At 41.0% G+C, this 19580-nt stretch carries 15 protein-coding genes, 1 tRNA gene and 1 pseudogene; 10 read left to right on the plus strand and 7 right to left on the minus strand.

What is annotated here, in order from left to right; genetic code table 11:
- Window positions 1-276 precede the first annotated feature (276 nt).
- Window positions 277-531 carry a hypothetical protein gene (locus tag strainIA91_RS05930; protein WP_400168200.1) on the plus strand — a complete coding sequence of 85 codons (255 nt, stop codon included), beginning with the start codon at window positions 277-279 and terminating at the stop codon, window positions 529-531.
- 50 nt (window positions 532-581) lie between these two features.
- On the opposite strand, the gene strainIA91_RS05935 is transcribed toward strainIA91_RS05930, so the two are convergent.
- Window positions 582-1145 carry a hypothetical protein gene (locus tag strainIA91_RS05935; RefSeq protein WP_400168201.1) on the minus strand — a complete coding sequence of 188 codons (564 nt, stop codon included), beginning with the start codon at window positions 1143-1145 and terminating at the stop codon, window positions 582-584.
- 136 nt (window positions 1146-1281) lie between these two features.
- Here strainIA91_RS05935 and strainIA91_RS05940 point away from each other — a divergent pair, with 136 nt between their 5' ends.
- The 6 genes and pseudogenes from strainIA91_RS05940 (at window position 1282) to strainIA91_RS05965 (ending at window position 6608) form a co-directional block, all read left to right on the plus strand.
- Window positions 1282-1881: a TetR/AcrR family transcriptional regulator gene (locus tag strainIA91_RS05940; RefSeq protein WP_400168202.1), complete on the plus strand. Its 600-nt coding sequence runs from the start codon at window positions 1282-1284 to the stop codon at window positions 1879-1881.
- Window positions 1865-2764 (plus strand): HlyD family secretion protein, encoded by a 900-nt coding sequence (locus tag strainIA91_RS05945; protein WP_400168203.1) that lies wholly within the window; start codon window positions 1865-1867, stop codon window positions 2762-2764. Before strainIA91_RS05940 ends, strainIA91_RS05945 begins: the two co-directional genes overlap by 17 nt.
- Window positions 2765-2767: 3 nt before the next feature.
- Window positions 2768-3670, plus strand: coding sequence for an ABC transporter ATP-binding protein (locus strainIA91_RS05950; protein ID WP_400168204.1), 903 nt, complete (start codon window positions 2768-2770; stop codon window positions 3668-3670).
- A 1-nt stretch (window position 3671) separates the two neighbouring features.
- A pseudogene (locus tag strainIA91_RS05955) lies at window positions 3672-4394 on the plus strand (ABC transporter ATP-binding protein); the annotation flags it as partial.
- Window positions 4395-5489: an ABC transporter permease gene (locus strainIA91_RS05960; RefSeq protein ID WP_400168206.1), complete on the plus strand. Its 1095-nt coding sequence runs from the start codon at window positions 4395-4397 to the stop codon at window positions 5487-5489.
- 3 nt (window positions 5490-5492) lie between these two features.
- Window positions 5493-6608, plus strand: a complete 1116-nt coding sequence (locus strainIA91_RS05965) for an ABC transporter permease (RefSeq protein ID WP_400168207.1) — start codon at window positions 5493-5495, stop codon at window positions 6606-6608.
- A gap of 19 nt (window positions 6609-6627) precedes the next feature.
- Here the strand turns inward: strainIA91_RS05965 and msrB are convergent, their stop codons facing one another.
- The 4 genes from msrB to strainIA91_RS05985 form a co-directional block, all read right to left on the minus strand.
- Entirely contained in the window at window positions 6628-7032 is a 405-nt protein-coding gene (msrB, locus tag strainIA91_RS05970; protein ID WP_400168245.1) for a peptide-methionine (R)-S-oxide reductase MsrB, read from the minus strand.
- Window positions 7033-7221: 189 nt separating this feature from the next.
- Window positions 7222-8259 carry a low-specificity L-threonine aldolase gene (gene ltaE / locus strainIA91_RS05975; RefSeq protein WP_400168208.1) on the minus strand — a complete coding sequence of 346 codons (1038 nt, stop codon included), beginning with the start codon at window positions 8257-8259 and terminating at the stop codon, window positions 7222-7224.
- On the minus strand, window positions 8256-9026 hold the full coding sequence (locus strainIA91_RS05980; RefSeq protein WP_400168209.1) for a sugar phosphate nucleotidyltransferase: 771 nt from the start codon (window positions 9024-9026) through the stop codon (window positions 8256-8258). The genes ltaE and strainIA91_RS05980 overlap by 4 nt, the downstream gene beginning before the upstream one ends.
- On the minus strand, window positions 9005-10459 hold the full coding sequence (locus strainIA91_RS05985; protein WP_400168210.1) for a phosphotransferase: 1455 nt from the start codon (window positions 10457-10459) through the stop codon (window positions 9005-9007). Before strainIA91_RS05985 ends, strainIA91_RS05980 begins: the two co-directional genes overlap by 22 nt.
- 356 nt (window positions 10460-10815) lie before the next feature.
- Between strainIA91_RS05985 and strainIA91_RS05990 the strand changes: the two genes are divergently transcribed.
- From strainIA91_RS05990 to strainIA91_RS06000, 3 genes are all read left to right on the plus strand, one after another.
- Window positions 10816-10886 (plus strand) — tRNA-Gly (locus strainIA91_RS05990).
- Between the two features lie 303 nt (window positions 10887-11189).
- On the plus strand, window positions 11190-12242 hold the full coding sequence (queA, locus tag strainIA91_RS05995) for a tRNA preQ1(34) S-adenosylmethionine ribosyltransferase-isomerase QueA (RefSeq protein WP_400168211.1): 1053 nt from the start codon (window positions 11190-11192) through the stop codon (window positions 12240-12242).
- Between the two features lie 261 nt (window positions 12243-12503).
- Window positions 12504-17132 (plus strand): PKD domain-containing protein, encoded by a 4629-nt coding sequence (locus strainIA91_RS06000; RefSeq protein ID WP_400168212.1) that lies wholly within the window; start codon window positions 12504-12506, stop codon window positions 17130-17132.
- A gap of 69 nt (window positions 17133-17201) precedes the next feature.
- On the opposite strand, the gene strainIA91_RS06005 is transcribed toward strainIA91_RS06000, so the two are convergent.
- Window positions 17202-18500 (minus strand): hypothetical protein, encoded by a 1299-nt coding sequence (locus tag strainIA91_RS06005; protein ID WP_400168213.1) that lies wholly within the window; start codon window positions 18498-18500, stop codon window positions 17202-17204.
- Window positions 18501-18574: 74 nt separating this feature from the next.
- Complete coding sequence (locus strainIA91_RS06010) at window positions 18575-19561, minus strand: PorV/PorQ family protein (RefSeq protein WP_400168214.1); 987 nt, start codon at window positions 19559-19561, stop codon at window positions 18575-18577.
- Window positions 19562-19580: the final 19 nt, after the last annotated feature.

Here is a 19580-nt window from a genome sequence, read left to right on the forward strand (position 1 = left end):
AGTCGGCAGTGGGCAGTCGGCAGTCGACAGTGGGCAGTCGGTTGACCGGACTGTGAGATTTTGCTGATCTTAAGATGAGATTATAAGAAAGATGGAATATATGATTTCGATTAGGTAGCACCCCCCACCCCGGGGGTAAAATACACCAGAAACCGACAGAAGTCAAGATAATATTGTTAATCATATATGTGTTATTTCGAATTATTTAATGGATTAAATAAAGTCTTCATTTAGACATTGCGGCAATCATATCAAGATATCAGCTTATGAAAGATAATGGATTTGTACGATGCGCAGCAGCGCTTGAAAGCCGCGCAGCGGCGTTTAATAATTCAAGCGGCACTTCGTGCCGTTCAATGGCTTCGCTGCGCTAAGCATTCCAGCACTGTTTCGCAGTGTTCAAAAAAGAAGTCCAGTCACCTGTTGAAATCTGCAAAGCTGGGATTGAAGACCGAACGCAGTGAGATCCTTGAACGCTGCGCAGCAGCGTTTGAAAGCCGCGTAGCGGCTATTGAACTCATGAACCCATGAGCCCTTGAACTCATGAACCCATGAACCCCTGAGCCCATGAGCCCAATAATCTAAAACCAGGACAATCTGTACAATGCATCCACCCGCATTTTCAGTCTGTTATGGTTTTTTTCCAGGTCATGGGATAATTCTTTGATTCGGTCGGCATATTTTTCAAGTTCATCCGCTTGTGCTTCGATATCGGAGGATTTGACTTCGATATCCTCCTCAAAATCTTCGGCATCATAGAAGGGACTCAGCATCCTTAAAACCCCTGCAGCAGCTGCGATACCGATTTTTCCGGCTTCTTTGCCTATATCCGAAGCTTTATCAACCAGGATTTCAATTTCTTTTTCCATACTATCACACAGATCATAGTATTCTGTTACCAGATTTATTTCATACGGATTCAGTTTAATTTCCTGATCATTGATCAACAGCTTACCATTTTTATAAATCTTGACATCTTCCTGAGTTCTGGTTTCAGAATATATCCGAACATATTCAGGATGAATGGAAAATCGAAGATCTTTATTGGAATCGATCAGGTTTATATCATCCAAATCATGAATATGTACAGCTCCCAGAGCCAGGGGTAAGCATAACATGAAAAGTATTGATGTGATTTTTTTCATTTTTTATCTCCTTTTTTCATATAAGAGCTCATTAATTGAATAATCGTTGTCTTTTTAATATAAAAATCTTTGAAAAAAAATTCTCTTTCAATAAATTAACCATACAGTTAAACCATACGGTTAAAAGGGAGGTATCATGCCGGGGTCACACACTAAATCAGCTATTTTAAATGCAGCACAGAATGTTTTTATGATGAAGGGATATGATGGTGCACGGATGCAGGAAATTGCTGACAAAGCCGGGATTAACAAAGCCATGCTCCATTATTATTATCATACGAAATATGAGCTTTTCAAAGAAGTGTTCTATCATATCATGGACCTGTTTTTACCTGTGATTCTAAAAACAGTGGAAGAGAAGATTTCCATGAGGGACAAGATTAATATTATAGTGGACAGCTATATGAATTTCTTTAGTGAATATACTTTCATTCCTGCATTTATCATGAGGGAAATGACGCAAAAACCCGACTGGTTCACCCAATATTTAAAATCACATGGTGTAAATCCACCGGAAATCTTTCATAATCTCAAAGAGAAATCAACATCCACTATGGATACTGTAGACATGGAACATCTGATTGTGAATATCCTGTCACTTTGTATTTTTCCTGTCGCAGCCACGCCAGTATTAAAAGAAATGCTATTTGATAATCGTGAAACTGAATGGGAACGCTTTATCAAGGAACGAAAACAGGTTATTAAGGAGGTCTTATTCAATGCCTATAATTTGTAATAATCTAATTAAAACAATTCTATGCCTGACAGGAGTAGTATTCATCCAATCCTGTTCAGAAGAACCCAATAAATTTGATGCCCAGGGAAACTTTGAAACAGAAGAGATCCATGTATCGGCTCAGGAAAGCGGAATTCTCCTGTGGAGTTCTATAAGGGAAGGAGAAAAACTGTTTCAAGGGGATACCGTGGGATTAATAGATACCATGATGTTTCATCTCACAAAAGAGCAGCTTCTGGCACAAAGTGAACTTATTGATTTTAAGCATCGATCGATTGATGCAGAGAAAGAAGTCCTACTTGCACAGTTAAAACCTTTAAAAAACGATTTAAAGCGGATGAAAGCTTTGTATGAATCGGATGCTGCGACCAAACAGGAATTGGATCATGTGCAGGGTAAAGTTGAAACACTTATGAAACAGTTGGAAGCATTGGATGTGAAAGAAGACGGGATCAGCCATGAAAAAGCTGTTGTGGGAAAACAGATACAACAGGCAGACTTTCATCTTCATCAATGTCATATTATAAATCCAGTGAATGGTACAATCTTAACCCGTTATATTCAAGCAGGTGAATTGGTTCAACCCGGCAGATATTTATATACAATCGCACCACTGGATCCGCTAACTCTCCGGGTTTATATCAGTGGAGTTCAGCTATCAGAAATCAGGATTGGTGATACCGTCACAGTAATGACGGATTCCAAAAATGGATATCAAACTCATGAGGGAATTGTCCGGTGGATTTCATCTGAAGCGGAATTTACACCCCGTCAGATTCAAACACGGGAAGAACGCGTCCACTTGGTCTATGCTGTTAAAATTGATGTACCCAACCCAAATGGAATTTTTAAAACGGGTATGCCGGCAGAGGTAATTTTTTAGGATATGATAGCGCTCAGAAATGTCACGAAATCGTTTGGCGAAATCCTTGCCTTAAAATCTATAAATCTATCGGTCTGTAAAGGTAAGCTTCATGGTCTTATTGGTCCGGATGGCGCAGGAAAAACGACACTATTCCGTATATTGACGACGCTTTATCTTCCGGACAGTGGCCATGTAACCATTGATGGAATGGATGTTGTTAAATCCTACAAGAAAATCCGTCGCATTCTTGGATATATGCCTGGAAAATTTTCTTTATACCCAGATTTGACAGTAGAAGAAAACCTCAAATTTTTTGCAGCTGTATTCAACGTTCGGATTGAAGAGAATTATGAGTTAATCCGGCCCATTTATTCTCAAATTGAACCTTTTAAAAAACGCCGTGCAGGGGCATTATCGGGAGGGATGAAACAAAAGCTGGCCCTATCTTGTGCACTCATTCATAAGCCTGAAATTTTACTGCTGGATGAACCCACAACAGGTGTTGACGCCGTCTCGCGCAGAGAATTTTGGAATATGCTGGATCATTTGATTTCTTTGGGATTAACCATCCTCGTTTCGACTCCTTACATGGATGAAGCGGCCCGATGCCATAAAATTTCACTCATTCATGAAGGTGACATTTTCAAAACGGGATCTCCCCATATGATTGTTAAGGCATTTCATCGTCCACTTTATTCATTGAAGACAGCCCACCGATTGCACATGCTTACGTATTTAAGAAAAAGGGAGGAAGTCTATCTTGCTTATCCCAGTGGCCAATCCATTCATTTCAGCCTTCATCAATCACAGAAGAATATTGAGAAAATCATTCAATCATCGGGTATTTCCTATACGCACTTAAGTCCGAAGCCTGCTGATATTGAAGATTTTTTTATGGAAAGGATGGGTGGTCATGCAGAGTGAACCTATCATTTCCGTAAAAAATCTCACAAAAAAATTTGGACATTTTACTGCAAATGATGCATTGACTTTTAATGTCTACCCGGGAGAAATATTTGGTTTCCTCGGGGCTAATGGTGCAGGGAAAACAACGGCCATGAGAATCTTATGTGGTTTATCAAAACCGACGGGGGGAGATGCTTATGTTGCAGGCTATTCGGTAAAAAAATCATCTGAAGCAATTAAAAAACGCATTGGGTATATGAGTCAGAAATTTTCCTTATATGAGGATTTGACAGTAGAAGAAAATATCCGGTTTTATGGGGGTATTTACGGTTTAAAAAGAAAAGATATCATGAATAGGATGGAAGAATTATTGGATCGTCTTGGGATTCAATCCATACGCCATCAGATCATCCGGTCTGTTCCTACAGGATGGCGACAAAAGCTGGCTTTTTCCATTGCTATCCTGCATAAGCCTGTTATTGTATTTCTGGATGAACCGACAGGTGGTGTAGATCCGGCAGCACGGCGTCAGTTCTGGGAACTCATCTATGAAGCCGCAGATAATGGAATCACTGTTTTTTTCACGACCCACTATATGGATGAGGCTGAATATTGTGACCGGGTATGTATTATGACTGAAGGGAGAATTGTGGCCCTGGATACCCCTGATAACCTGATAAAGTGGCATCAATGCAATACAATCGAAGATGTCTTTATCAAACTTGCCAGGAATCGTGAATAAATGAGACGATTTATAGGTTTTCTGAAAAAAGAATTTCTCCACATTTTTCGTGACTCACGGACCCTTGTGGTCCTGTTTGGAATTCCGATTGCACAACTTCTGATTTTTGGATTTGTTATCGTGAACGATATCAAGCATATTGATGTGTTAGTTATAGATCATTCAGGTGATGAAGTGACACAAGATATGATTCAAAAGTTATCAGGCAACCCCTATTTTAATATTGTTTCCAATCGAAACGATGAACGGTATGAAGATTTGTTTAAAAAAGGAACCATTCAGGAAGTGCTTGTTTTCGAAAAACAATTTGCTCGGAATTACATCCAGGGAAATCCGGCAACTGTCCAATTGCTGGCAGATGGATCAGAACCGAATACAGCACATCTGATTGTCAATTATACCCAGGGTGTCCTTCAGTCATATCTCTCCAATTCCTATTCTGACCAGTCAATTCCCGGTTTTTATGTCCGGATGTTTTATAATGAGGAGCTTCGGAGTCCCCATGTGTTTGTCCCCGGGACCATGGCTTTAATTCTGATGCTCATATCCGCCATGATGACATCCATCTCCATAACCCGGGAAAAGGAAATGGGTTCAATGGAAATTCTGCTGGCATCACCCATGAGACCTGCCCAGATCATTGCAGGAAAAGTCCTGCCCTACTTACTATTATCAGTAATCAATGCCGTGATTATAATTGCCCTTGGTTTTTATGTTTTTCACGTGCCTATTGAGGGAAGTCTCATCCTTCTATTGGCAGAATCTATATTATTTATTGCCATGGCTCTGGCTTTGGGAATCATGATCTCAGCCGTATCGCCTAATCAGCAGGTTGCCATGATGATATCGATGTTTGCTCTGATGATGCCAACAATGCTTTTATCGGGATTTATTTTCCCAATCGACAGCATGCCCATCCCGCTTCAGTGGTTTAGCATTTTAATGCCACCCCGATGGTTTATTGTCATTCTGAAACGCATCATGTTGAAAGGGGTCAGCTTTACGTATGTCTGGAAAGAAACAGCCATAATTTCTGGTATGTTTATTTTCTTTCTTGTCGTGAGTATCCGGAAATTTAAAATCAGGCTGGAATAGAAGATGAGACAACTGCTCACATTGATACGGAAGGAATTCATACAGATATTTCGCAATCGTACGATATTGCCCATTATTTTTCTTATGCCATTGCTTCAAATGGCTGTCCTGGTATTTGCCGCGACTTTTGACCTGAAACATATTGACATTGCCGTGGTAGATCCCAGACCAACTCAGTCATCCCGGCAGATTATTGCTTCATTACAAGGCAACCCGCTATACTCTGTCAACACATTTACCCATGTGGCAGATGCTGAAAAGTATTTTCTCATGGATGAAAAAGATCTCATTCTTGTCTTTCCCATCCACTTTGAAAAAAAGACGTTTGATAAGGGTTTTGAGGTTCAGATTTTAGCTGATGCAGTTAACAGCCGGAGTGCCCAACTGGCAGTCGCCTATTTACAGGAAACGCTAATAAAACATGTCCCCGGAATTTTTATGAATGTTTCCGGATTGTCAGAAAGAACAACGCAAAAAGCCCGGATAAATGTGATTCCCCGCTATCTATATAATCCTGATTTGGATTATAAGCAATATATGTTTCCCGGGTTGATTGTGGTGGTAACCTCAGCTGTTGGAATTTTCCTGACAGCCTTCAATATTGTCAGGGAAAAAGAAGTCGGTACGATTGAACAAGTAAATGTGAGTCCTATCCATAAAACAGTCTTTATTGTAGGGAAACTGATTCCTTTTTGGATTATTGCCATATTTGAAATGTCCTTTGGATTGCTCATCGGACATTTATTTTATGATATAACCGTTGCAGGCCCACTGGGAGATTTGTTCATTTTTACCGTAGCATATTTATTGTTGGGATTGGGACTTGGGCTTTTACTCAGCACATTTGCTCATACACAACAACAGGTGATGTTTCTAAGCTGGTTTTTTATGATGATTTTTATTTTGATGAGTGGACTCTTTACATCCATTGAAAGCATGCCCCTTTGGGCTCAAAAAGCAAATATTTTAAACCCAATGGCCCACTTTATGAAGGTCATCCGAATGATCATGTTAAAAGGGTCCACTCTATCAGATGTCCTCCGGACCTTTCTTTTTATTCTGGGCTATGCCTTTGTCGTCCTATTGGCAGCTGTTATCAGGTACCGTAAAAATGAGTGATAAGGGATGGGTCGGATAGCTAAGGATCGGTTTTCAGGCTGTCCTGACTAAAATCCAGGGCGGCAGAATTGATACAATAACGCAATCCTGTCTTGCCGGGTCCATCCTCAAAAACATGACCTAAATGGGCATCACATTGGGCACATTTCACCTCTGTCCGCTGCAACCCATATCTGAAATCAGTTTTGGTCTTAATATTTTCTGACTTTAACACATCGGTAAAACTGGGCCATCCGGAACCTGAATCATATTTTGTTTCCGACGAAAACAAAGGATTTCCACAAACTATGCAGACATAGGTTCCCTCTTCCTTATTGTAAAGATATTTTCCCGAAAAGGGTGGTTCAGTACCGCATTCTACAGCAACATGATAGGACTCAGGTGACAAATTTTTGTATAATTTCTGTTTATCTTGATCACTCATATTTTCTCCTGATACAACAGCATTGGCCATCAGAATTATGATCGCAATAGCTGTCAGTTTTGATAGATTCATGTAATACCTCACATTGAACAGTAGATATTAGAAAATATTATTGCCTGATTGTTACAAAATCACGATTTATATCATCACAGCCCAATCAACTCTCAACTCTAAACTCCAACTCAATACTCAGCACTCATCACTCATCACTCTTTCAAAAATATTTACCGCTCTTTCTGTCATTTCATCATCGATATGCAAGTGAAATACAGCCCGTAAACGTGTCGGGGAGACGGGAAGAATATCCAGACCGAATTTCATGAGTTTGTGGTGTAATTCTGCAGCAGGAATAGATAGTACATCAATCATGACGATATTTGTCTGGACTGTTTCAAGATTCACGGCCAATCCTCTCATTTGGGCCAGTTCATTGGCAAAAAATGCCGCCCGGGCGTGATCTTCAATCAGTCTGTCGATATGGTATTCAAAGGCATACTCTGCCGCTGCAGCTAAATATCCCGATTGACGCATACCACCACCAAAAACTTTTCGCCAGCGTTTCGCTTTATGAATGAATTCAGCCGATCCCAAAAGCATACTGCCAACGGGTGCCCCCAATCCCTTGCTGAAACAGACGGACACAGATTCAAAATACTGCGCATATTCCTGTAGTGGAATATGTGTTGCCACATGGGCATTCCAGATCCGGGCTCCGTCCAGATGCATGGGGAGTTCATATTTATCGGCAATTTTTCGGATATCCTGAATATTTTTCATGGGGATGATGGTTCCGCCCCCCCGGTTATGTGTATTTTCCAGCTCAATCAGTGCGGTTGGCGCGTGATGCACATTATCATCAAAACGGAGATTTTCTTCAACATATTCCGGATCCATAATTCCGTAATTACCTTTGACCGGCCGGATTTGTACACCGGATAACACGGCAGGTCCACCTCCTTCAAAGTTGAAAATATGGGCACCCATTTCACAAATGATTTCCTGCCCCGGCTGAGTATGAGTCCTGATGGCAATTTGGTTGCTCATAGTACCGCTGGGAACAAACAAACCGGCTTCCTTGCCAAATCGTTCGGAAACTTTTTTCTGGAGACGGATAACCGTGGGATCGTCACCCAGCACATCATCACCTACTTCTGCTTTCATCATGGCATTTACCATAGCAGGTGTGGGTTTTGTTATCGTGTCACTTCGTAAATCGATACGTTTCATGTAGTCTCCGTCATTTGTTTAAAATTCTCAAAGGACATCTCTCTCAGTACTTTTAACGAGGGAGGCTTACCTGCGTCATACCAGTGACTTACATCATGTTCAAAAGCAAAGATTTTATGCTTGTTTGACAGATGTAAGAACCAGGGAATCACTGAAAAGACGTCTTCTTCCGGAACGTGATTCAGTAATTCCGGGGACATTGAATATATCCCACTGAATGCCCGGGCTTTCAATGGATTTCTTGTATTGCCTATGATGAGTCTTTCATCTGTGTTCCTGTTTTCCCAGCCACAGAGTTTCATGGACTGATCCAGCAAGAGGTATCGACTTGATTTCCTGTCAGACACCAGAAGCAATGCATCCAAATCTTGTGAAATACTATATTCCATAAAAGACGATACATTGAAATCCGAAAAGATATCCACATTATGAACAAGGACATGAGAAAAATTTTCCAGAATAGGTCTTGCTTTTTTTAAAGCCCCGCCTGTATCCAACAGTCTATCTTTTTCAAGCGACATATGGATACGAATATCCGAATTAGATATTTGATATTCAGAAAGCCAGGCTATGAGTTTATCGGCATGGTGGTGGATATTGATGACAAAATCTGTGATACCTGCAGCACTTATCTTTTTTAAAATCCAAAAAATCATGGGTTTCCCTTGGACTTCAACAAGTGCCTTGGGAATATCTTTTGTTTCGTCTTTAAGCCGTTTTCCCAGACCGGCAGCCGGAATAAAGGCTATGTTTCGTTGTGTATCCATGATTCCTGATCCCGGTGATTCAGAATAACATTCAAATCATATTTATCCAACAGATGGCGGGCAAGGGCTTCAGCACAATAAACTGACCGGTGTTGACCTCCGGTACACCCAAAATTTACCTGCAGATGAGAAAAATGACGTTCGATATAGGATTCGACTGTTTGATCCACGATTTGATACACGTTTATCAGAAAATCATCCATTTCACTTTCCTTATTAAAAAAGCGGATGACTTCTTCATCTTTTCCGGTCAGTGATTTGTATTCATCATAGCGTCCCGGATTGTGAATTCCCCGGCAGTCAAAAACAAATCCTCCACCGTGTCCATGTGGATCCTCCGGTAATCCCCTGTGATAAGAAAAACTATTAATCGTGACGGTTAAATCTGATTTTTCCAAATTCTTTGTATATTTTTTCAGTGCTTTGGATTCAAGCATGTCTTCCAGAACATGTAAAAGGGTGGGGAGTTGTATGGGCCAGTCCACATTTTTCAATAGCCATTCCACGTTTTTCAGGGCATAAGGAATACTTTGAAGGAAGTGTCGTTTTCTCTCATAGAATCCTCGATACCCGTACGAACCCATTGCCTGCATAATCCGGATCAGGACATAACCATAATAATATTCGATAAAAGCATCCCGGTTTACAGGAAGATACTGTTCCAGTTGATCCAGGTAATATTCCAGGAGATATGACCGGATATCATAGGGGATATCTGCCTTCCCATCCCATAACAGAGAGGCAAGGTCATATTGAAGTGCCCCTTTTCGACCTCCCTGGTAATCAATAAACCAGGGATCCAGAGAATCTCCTCTGAGCATGATATTCCGGGATTGAAAGTCCCGGTAGAGAAAATAATCACAATCCACCTGCAGGAGAAAACCGGACAAGCGGTTAAAATCATCCTCCAAAAGTTGTTCATCAAAGGGGATATGCGCCAATTTTAAAAAGTAATACTTAAAATAAGACATATCCCACATCATAGATTGCTTATCAAAACTGTCACGTGGATAACAAACGCTGAAATCCAAACCGGATCGTCCTTCAATTTGAAAGCGGGGCAGGATTTCCAGAATTTTTTTATACACATTAATCAGTGTCCGTGGAAATATCTGAGATGTACGGACCTGGCGGGAATATCCAAAAAGAGTCAGATCCCCCAAATCCTCCAACAAATAACAATTGTTTTTTAGATCTTCACTGTACAGCTTTGGAACCGGAAAGTCTTTTTTCCTGAAGTGCTTGGTAAAGCTTAAAAAAGCAAGATTTTCTTTTTTATCCGGATTCGTTGCAGCAATATAGGTCTGTCCCGAATCATCAGACAAACGATAATAATGCCGGTCTGATCCGGAACGAGGAAGCGGAGAAACCGATCTGGGATATTCTCCCGAAAAATGCTTAAAGAGTTCCGACACCCGTTCCGTATCTTTCATCAAAATCCTTTCAATACATGTTTAAGTGAATTTAAAGAAAAGGGGATGAACTTCAAAACAGCTTCCTTACTCTAAGAATTCAAACAGTGGATAGTCGGCAGTTATTAGTCGACAGTCATCAGTCGGCAATTGGCAGTGACAAGGGTATTGGGGAGATTGGGGGATTGATTTGATTGATTCGATTGATTCGATTGGACCACTTGTCACGCGTCACGCGTTACTCGTCACTTTTTCAGTCGAAAGTTGGAAACTGTACCAACCCCTGAACTCATGAACCCCTGAACCCCTGAACCCTTGAACTCATTATTCCTTGAGTTCATCAAAAATTTCACCTATATTTTCCCGCTTTTTGACGTGCGGGTGTAGTTCAATGGCAGAACACCAGCTTCCCAAGCTGGATACGAGGGTTCGATTCCCTTCACCCGCTCTGTTCCATTTCTTGATGTTTAAATGAAAAGTATATAAATTTCTATCGGTTATCTAAACCATATCATTAAAGGATTATTGAAAATGAAAAAAAATCATATCATTATTCTTTTGATCAGTCTTGGTCTGATAGGACTGATTTTTCTCTTATGGTGGTATATCATACGGGAAACCTGAAAATATATCGGATAAGAGCTTGAAATGAATGTCAGATGACTTAAATGCTGGCTTCCAGTGATGGCGAATAAATTCCTGCCTGCCAATTATTTTAAATCCATTCAAATAAGTATTCAAAATGTAGACGATGAATAAAGAATCTTCCAACTCTCTTATATACCGGGATACATACAATTATGACCTGCCGGAAGAACTGATTGCCCAGTATCCGCTTAAAGACAGGGATCATTCCAGGCTTTTAGTGTTGAAGAGAGATACCGGTCATATTGAGCACAAGACCTTTGATCATTTGCCTGATTTACTTCAACCCGGTGATTTACTTGTGTTTAATGAGACAAAAGTCATTTCTGCCCGCCTGAAAGGACATAAAACGACTGGAGGAAAAGCTGAAATATTTCTGCTGAATCAAAAAGATGAATGCCATTGGGAATGTCTTGTTAAGCCGGGACGCCGTTTGCGTCCGGGGACAGCTGTTACTTTTTCCGATACGTTCAAAGCGGAAATTAAGGATGTCCTGGAAGAAGGGGGGAGGCTCGTTAAATTTATCTGGGAAGGTGATTTTTGGAATACCCTTGAGGAACATGGCCAGATCCCCCTTCCACCTTATGTCCACCGGGAACCGGAACCTTCAGATAAAGATCATTACCAGACTGTATATGCCCGTACATACGGTTCGGTGGCTGCCCATACAGCCGGACTTCATTTTACACCGGAAATCTTGGATAAATTATCAATGAAAGGCGTAGAAACAGCTTTTGTCAATCTCCGTGTCGGGTTGGGCACATTTAGACCGGTAAAAACAAAACGTATCGATCAACATACCATGCATCGCGAGTATTGTGAAATTCCCATACATACGGCGAATACTGTAAATCAAGCTCTGAATGAAGGCAGGCGTGTTATCGCTGTCGGAACCACCTCCACCCGAACCCTGGAAAGTTTTGCAGAAAATGGAAGAGTGAAGTCCGGTGGACATTTCACGGACATTTTTATCTATCCTGGCGGAAGACCTATTCAAATCATCAACGGCCTGATTACCAATTTCCACATGCCCAAATCCACACTCCTGATGCTTGTATCTGCCTTTGCCGGGTACGAAAACATTATGAATGCTTATAATATCGCTGTTCAAAAGAAATATCGTTTTTTCAGTTATGGCGATGCGATGATGATACTTTAAGAGTTATGAGTGTTGAGGGGAGAGTAGTGAGTTGGAGTTTTGAGTTGAGAGTTGTTGAGAGTTATTGAGAGTTATTGAGAGGATAAAAACCAATATGATTTAATATAATAAATAGTGTTAATTTATCATTGTAAAAAACCAACTATTGTTTTACAGAATGTGTTGTTTAAAAAAAAGCAATTGATTACTTTTATTATATCATTACTTATCAAAAATTATCATGTATGACAAAATGATGATTAAGCTTAAGGAGTTCACGGGATGAAAGGTTTAAAGATATTCCTCATCATACTAACCCTTGTTATTGTATCATGTGATTGGTTTATGAATGAGCCGCCAACGTGTATCATAACCAATCCTCTGGACAGTATGACGTATGAAATAGGGGAAGTTCTGCCTGTTTCTGTTGAGGCGGAGGATCCGGATGGTAAAGTAGTCGGGGTTCAATACTATATTAACAATGTTGCAATTACATCACTGGATTCATTCCCATGGACCTATTCGTGGAATACGATGGGGGAAGATGAGGCATCCTATACGATTAAAGCTATTGCCTATGATAACGATGATGATTCAAAATCAGACGAAATCACGATTTTCCTTGAAAACAGTGCACCTGTTGCTTTTTTTACTGTGGATTCTACGCATGGACATACTCAATCAGTCTTTCGTTTTGACGCAACCAAAACTTATGATGCCTCTGATGATTCCTCGACATTGATGATTCGGTGGGACTGGACAAATGACGGGACATGGGACACCAACTATTCCACAGAAAGGATAGTGACTCATCAATATGAAAATCCGGGGACATATACAATCCGGATGGAAGTCAAAGACAGTTATGATCTGATCTCGCAAATGTCATTAATTATCCATGTGGAACCCTATAATTCAGCTCCCACTGCTAAATTTTATTTTACTCCCGAAGCCCCGGAAATGGAGACGGAAGTAACCTTCGACGCGTCTGAAAGCTTTGACCTGGAAGATGATGCACAATCCCTGGAGGTTCGATGGGATTTTGAAAACGACGGGACCTGGGATACGGGATATTTAAATACGAAAATAAAAAAATACACCTATTCTGAAGAGGGATCATACATAGTCAAACTGGAAGTCAGGGATTCCGGTGGTTTAACAGATGTATTAAACAAAGAAATTACGGTTCTTTATAAAAATCAATCTCCGACAGCTGTTATTGAATGTACACCGCCTTATGGGGATACACAGACCCTTTTCACGTTTTCTGCTGCAAAGTGCCAGGATTTCGAGGATGATACGAGTGAATTAGAAGTCCGTTGGGACTGGGAAAGTGATGGGGAATGGGATACGGGGTTTGACACACAGAAAACAATCACACATCGGTACTCAAAACAGGGAACATTTACTGTCACGGTTGAGGTACGGGATACGGAAGAATTATCATCCACAGCCACAAAAGATGTTTTTGTTTCGGATTACAATTCCGCACCCACAGCCAAATTCACGATTTCACCTGAAACAGGGGATACAGAAACACTATTTACGTTTGATGCATCACCCTCTTTTGATCCTCAGGAACAAACGTCTGCACTGCAGGTCCGTTGGGATTGGGAAAGTGACGGTGAATGGGATACGGGATATTCACAGACCAAAACCATTACCCACCAGTTTCCTGAAGCCGGATCATACAGGATTAAAATGGAGGTAATCGATAATGGCGAATTGACAGACACTATTTCACATGTTTTAACGGTTAACTATAAAAACGAAACACCCACTGCTTTATTCGTGCATACACCGGAGCATGGAACAACTGAAACCCTATTTCATTTCGATGCATCATCGAGTCATGATGTAGAAGATGCTTCTTCTGAATTACAGGTCCGTTGGGATTGGGAAAATGATGGGAACTGGGACACAGGGTATTCCACAACAAAAACAGTAACACACTCATTTGATGAAAGTTCTACTTATACCGTTCGACTTGAAGTAAAAGATACAGATGGAGGAATAGGAACTGCCGAAAAAGATATTTTTGTGGCAGATTACAATTCTGCACCTTCAGCGCGTTTTACTTTTACACCTGAATCAGGAAATACTGAAACTGTTTTTACATTTGACGCATCAACCTCATTTGATTTGGAAGAAACCTCAACAAATCTGCGGGTCCGTTGGGATTGGGAAAATGATGGCACATGGGATACGGGATATTCTACTACAAAAACCGCAACCCATCAGTTTAATGAGAGTGGAAGTTACTCTGTGAAACTGGAAGTTCAAGATTCAGGTGGTTTGACATCAACCGTCGTAAAAGGAGTAGCTGTTTCACACAAAAATACGGCTCCTGTAGCCATATTGAAAGGGACTCCCAATTATGGAACGACAGAAACTGTATTTACTTTTGATGTATCAGAAAGTTCTGATTTAGAAGATGATTTGGCAAATTTAATAGTTCGTTGGGACTGGGAAAACGATGGCAACTGGGATACGGGTTTTGATACCAGCAAGACGATCACCTATAGTTTTACAAAAGAAGGCAACTATACTGTAAAAGTTGAAGTCCGAGATACAGAAGAATTATCCGGATTTGATACGAAGGAAATTTTTATTTCACAGTTAAATACTGCCCCTTCAGCACGATTTGATGTTCATCCATCATCGGGAGATACTGAGACACAATTTACTTTTGATGCATCAGAGAGTTATGATAACGAAGAACAGGATGAATATCTTCAGGTACGCTGGGATTGGGAAAATGATGGAATCTGGGATACGGGTTATTCAACTCAAAAAATAGCGACACATCGTTATGATTCAGCAGGTACATATAAGATCCTCATGGAAATAAGAGACAGTGGGGAATTGACCGATACCGTCAGTCATCAATTAACGGTAATCTACAAAAACACGCCACCGACAGCTGTATTTCAGGCTATTCCAAGCTTTGGCAATACAGAAACCCTCTTTACCTTTGATGCATCCGCTTCGTCTGATATAGAGGATAGTCCCCAGGATTTATACATTCGTTGGGATTTTGAAAATGATGGGATATGGAACACGGATTTTGATACATCAAAAACGATAGTGCATCAATTTCCTGTTGGAGGTACGTTTTCTGTAAAATTGGAAGTGATTGATACCGAAGGACTTACAGATTCACATGTAAAAGAGATTATCGTGGCTAATATCAATTCGGAACCAACTGCAATTGCCGAGGTAATCCCCTTGGTTGGCAATACACGAACCGATTTTTCATTTGACGCATCCAAAAGTTATGATAAAGAAGATGCATCAGAATTTTTACAGGTCCGATGGGATTTTGATGATGATAATGAATGGGATACAGAATACACAACAAATAAAATAAGCCAATTTAGATTTGCAGTTGCTGATACGTATCAAACAAGGTTACGGGTCAGAGACCGGGGGGGACTGACAAAAGATACATTGATCCATGTAATCGTTGAAGAATATGTGAATACAGCACCTGTCGCTGTGTTTTCGATCGATCCAACAGCCGGACCGCCAGAAACACTGTTTCATTTTGATGCAACATCCAGTTATGATCATGAAGATGATATTAACAATATCCAGGTCCGTTGGGACTGGGAAAATGATGGCACATGGGATACGGGATATTCATATAAAAAAACGGCAAGTCATTTATATGGTAGTGACGGCACATATATTATTAAATTGGAAGTCCGGGATAGTGAAGGGTTATCGAGTACAAAAGAAGGAACTGTTGTTGTTTCATCTACCAATCAGACGCCGGTAGCAGTCATCAATAGTGATGCCACCAGTGGGGACACGGAGACGGTGTTCACCTTTGATGCGTCGGGCTCCTCAGATGCAGAAGACGCGCTGGCGGATCTTGAGGTTCGCTGGGATTATGACAGTGACGGGGAATGGGATACCGGTTACAGCACCAGTAAGACGGTCACCCATACGTTTACGACGGCGGGAAATTACACGGTGACCCTGGAAGTGCGGGATACCGAGGGGGCGACGGATCAGGCGATGATGGATATTTATGTGGACATTGCAAATACTTCACCAACAGCCGTCTTTACTTCCAACTATAGCACAGGCACAACCGAAACTGTTTTTACCTTTGATGCCTCAGGTTCTTCAGATGCTGAAGATGCTGTGTCATCTTTGGAAGTCCGTTGGGACTGGGAAGGTGATGGTACTTTTGATACACCTTACCATTCCATAAATGAGACGATGGATCATCGCTTCACTTCAGCCGGAACCTATCAAGTGACAGCACGGGTAAAAGACAGCGGCGGCTTAACTGACGATGCCACAATCAGCTATACGATTACCGAATATACCAATAATCCGCCGTCAGCCGGTTTTACCGTTACCCCGGAATCAGGATATACCAGTACTGTTTTTGAGTTTGATGCATCAAATTCAAGCGATCTGGAAGATGGACAAAATCTGCTCTACATCTGGGATTGGGATAATGATGGAAATTGGGACACAGATACATTATCCACACATTCAACAACCCATAAATATGATAATTCTAGCTCCTATATTGTTAAACTGCTTGTCATAGATTCTCATGGATTAACCGATGAAGCAACAGGCACAGTTCATGTATCAACGACTGTGTATTATGCCCCTACAGCCATTTTTTCAGTAAGCTCTACTACAATAAATGCAGGTGATACATTAACTGTTGATGCTTCAGAGTCTTTTGATACCTTTAACGGAGAATATACGCTGCGATACAGATGGGATTGGGAAGATGATGGTACATGGGATACAGGTTATGAATCCAATGCAGTAAGAAAACATGTTTATGAAATCGCGGGAAACAAAACAATCCGCCTGGAAGTGATTGACGATGATGATCAGATTGATACGACAACCGAAACAGTCACTGTTAATCCATAGATTAAAACCATAGAGAAAAAAAAGAGTCCTGATGTCAGGACTCTTTTTTTTATTATCATCTAAAGAAAATTAATCATAAGGATTCGGGTCTTCAATACCCGCCTCTGTCCGGGTAAAACGTAAGATTCTTTGATTCCCATTATCCGAGACATATAACACTTCATTATAAAAAGCCAATGCCTTTGGTGCATCGAGGAGATCATGATAGGAAACCTGGACCAATGTATCCCTCAGAATCATTTCATTATCTATCCAGGTTGTATCTGTTTCTTTGATCCATTCCTCACGGATTGCGACAAATTTTTGAAATTCGCCCTGGGGACTGAATTTTAAAACAGCATTTTGGGTTGAATCGAGGACAAATATGGCACCGTCATCACCAACGACTGCATCCATGGGGGATTTAAAACGTCCTAAATCCATGATATCATCTGTACCGAAGGTAAAAGCAGTGGTATACATACCTGTCCGAAGTTTATGGAAACCGAAGTAATCACCAAACTGTGTATATAATAAATTGCCGTTTTCATCACTATACAAGCTGTTTGGTTCTGAAATAGTCCCAGCACCTGTTCCATCTGATGCCAAAAGATTATCATAGACCCCTTTAAAATGCCAGATGAAGAAACCATTGCTCAACTTTAGCAAATAGGTGGGAACCAGTTTGAAATTAATCAGCCTGTTGTTCAATGAATCCATTACAGCGATATGACGGGATTCTACACTTTCATCTGCCACTGCGATAAATGATTTGGTTAAAGAAGCATAAACAGGATTATTTCCCAAAACACTTCCATCTATAGGATCTATGGTGGCTTCACGATTTGATTGATCGCGTGATGCATAAAGTGGGACAATGCTTAAGAGAGAATCTATCAAAGCCGGATCTGTATTTAGTACTTCACTGTGATCAAGACGGGTGTATCCTTCTGTAAACTCACCAATGTATGGGTCTTCTGTCACAATTTCTCCATCCACACGGTAATCAAAGGATGTCACAATACCTTCAACCCCTGCCATGTTTAAATACTGGAACCAGGCATAAACCGTGTCGCTTCTGTTTGTAAAATAAAGGATAAAACGGTCATCCACTGCAACTGAGACCGGTGAGAGGGGGGACCCGTGAAATGAAAGTTGCCGGAGTGATTCATAAATCCCTGTTTCCCGTTTGCCGCTGGGACGAACAACAGAGATCCGATGATTCACAGGGTCTGCAAAATATAGTCGCCCGTCTTCTGTAGTTTCCATGTCTGATAGTGAACTGATACCCAGCTCACTGAAAGCCCATCGGGGCGTAATTTCTATAAATGCATCTTTATCTTCAGATATTCCTGTGGGATTGCCATTCCCGGTGCTGGGTAATTCCATGGTTTCAATGCATGAGGTCAAGATGAGCAGAGGAAATAAGAATGATATTCGTTTTAAATGTCTCATTATCCGTCCTAGAAATTGTAAGATATCTGAAATTGTTGTGTCGGGTTCAAATATTCATTATCCCTGTATGCATAATCAATCCTCAGGGATTGTCCCCATTTTTCCGCTTTAAAACCCAATCCAAAAGAGAAGGGATTATGATCTTCATTTGTGTCAAAGCCTGCCCTGAGAACCAACGTTTTCAAGAGGGTTATTTCGGAGCCGAATGCAAAATATTCCGCGTTATCCACAGGATGGTTCAATTGAGCAGAAACAAGCCAATTAAAAGCCTGACGTTCCAGAAGGGTCATGGCAGATCCCAGATGGAAAGTGGTTGGTGGCGAAAATTTTTCGTACTCCCGGGTCTCTGTATATCCCTCCGCATTGATATACTCATAGGTACCTTCGGGAGCTGTAGGCGGGCCGAAATTTAAAAACGCAACAGCGATTCTCAGGTCTTTAAAACCGGTATAATAATAGGTTCCCAAATCCATCAGGAGATTTGTGCTTTTAAAATTCAGGTATTCTTCGCGGGCGATACGGCCTGTGATACCAAAACTGAACCGTTCACTCATTTTACGTGAGAAGGAGATCCCAGCAAAATAATCGGTAAAAGTGAAATATTCACCGGATCCATAGGGTTTATATTCTGTGGTAATTTCCATGGCAGGCATGTGAAGGGTTCCGGCTTCAAATCCCAAAGCCCAGTTAAGAAAAGGATAACTCACGGCAAAATATTCAAAATCAATATCGGCGAACCAGTCCAGATGACTAAAGGTGACAGACGGGTTTTCCAATTGTGTGAGTCCCCCCGGATTATATTGTATAATTGATGCATCTCCCGCTATGGCAGTAAAGGCTTCAGCCATCCCGGAGGCCCGGGCGCTGGGTTTTATTTTCAGAAATGTCAAAGAGGATGTACCGGCACGCTGCCCACCTAGTTGGGGTAATATCCCTCCGGCATGGAGAGTGGTTGTAAGAATGAGGAGTGTTAATATGATCAGTTTTTGTTTCATTGTATTCCGTCAGTTCATG

This window comes from Candidatus Neomarinimicrobiota bacterium, from assembly GCA_041154365.1.
GTDB classification, from domain to species: domain Bacteria; phylum Fidelibacterota; class Fidelibacteria; order Fidelibacterales; family Fidelibacteraceae; genus Fidelibacter; species Fidelibacter multiformis.

Coding starts and splice junctions, on each gene's coding strand:
- strainIA91_RS06010 (WP_400168214.1), bottom strand. CDS start 19,561: ATGAAACAAAAACTGATCATATTAACACTCCTCATTCTTACAACCACT.
- strainIA91_RS05985 (WP_400168210.1), bottom strand. CDS start 10,459: ATGAAAGATACGGAACGGGTGTCGGAACTCTTTAAGCATTTTTCGGGA.
- strainIA91_RS05980 (WP_400168209.1), bottom strand. CDS start 9,026: ATGGATACACAACGAAACATAGCCTTTATTCCGGCTGCCGGTCTGGGA.
- queA (WP_400168211.1), top strand. CDS start 11,190: ATGAATAAAGAATCTTCCAACTCTCTTATATACCGGGATACATACAAT.
- strainIA91_RS06005 (WP_400168213.1), bottom strand. CDS start 18,500: ATGGAATTACCCAGCACCGGGAATGGCAATCCCACAGGAATATCTGAA.
- strainIA91_RS06000 (WP_400168212.1), top strand. CDS start 12,504: ATGAAAGGTTTAAAGATATTCCTCATCATACTAACCCTTGTTATTGTA.
- strainIA91_RS05950 (WP_400168204.1), top strand. CDS start 2,768: ATGATAGCGCTCAGAAATGTCACGAAATCGTTTGGCGAAATCCTTGCC.
- strainIA91_RS05945 (WP_400168203.1), top strand. CDS start 1,865: ATGCCTATAATTTGTAATAATCTAATTAAAACAATTCTATGCCTGACA.
- strainIA91_RS05935 (WP_400168201.1), bottom strand. CDS start 1,145: ATGAAAAAAATCACATCAATACTTTTCATGTTATGCTTACCCCTGGCT.
- strainIA91_RS05960 (WP_400168206.1), top strand. CDS start 4,395: ATGAGACGATTTATAGGTTTTCTGAAAAAAGAATTTCTCCACATTTTT.
- strainIA91_RS05930 (WP_400168200.1), top strand. CDS start 277: ATGGATTTGTACGATGCGCAGCAGCGCTTGAAAGCCGCGCAGCGGCGT.
- ltaE (WP_400168208.1), bottom strand. CDS start 8,259: ATGAAACGTATCGATTTACGAAGTGACACGATAACAAAACCCACACCT.
- strainIA91_RS05965 (WP_400168207.1), top strand. CDS start 5,493: ATGAGACAACTGCTCACATTGATACGGAAGGAATTCATACAGATATTT.
- msrB (WP_400168245.1), bottom strand. CDS start 7,032: ATGAGTGATCAAGATAAACAGAAATTATACAAAAATTTGTCACCTGAG.
- strainIA91_RS05940 (WP_400168202.1), top strand. CDS start 1,282: ATGCCGGGGTCACACACTAAATCAGCTATTTTAAATGCAGCACAGAAT.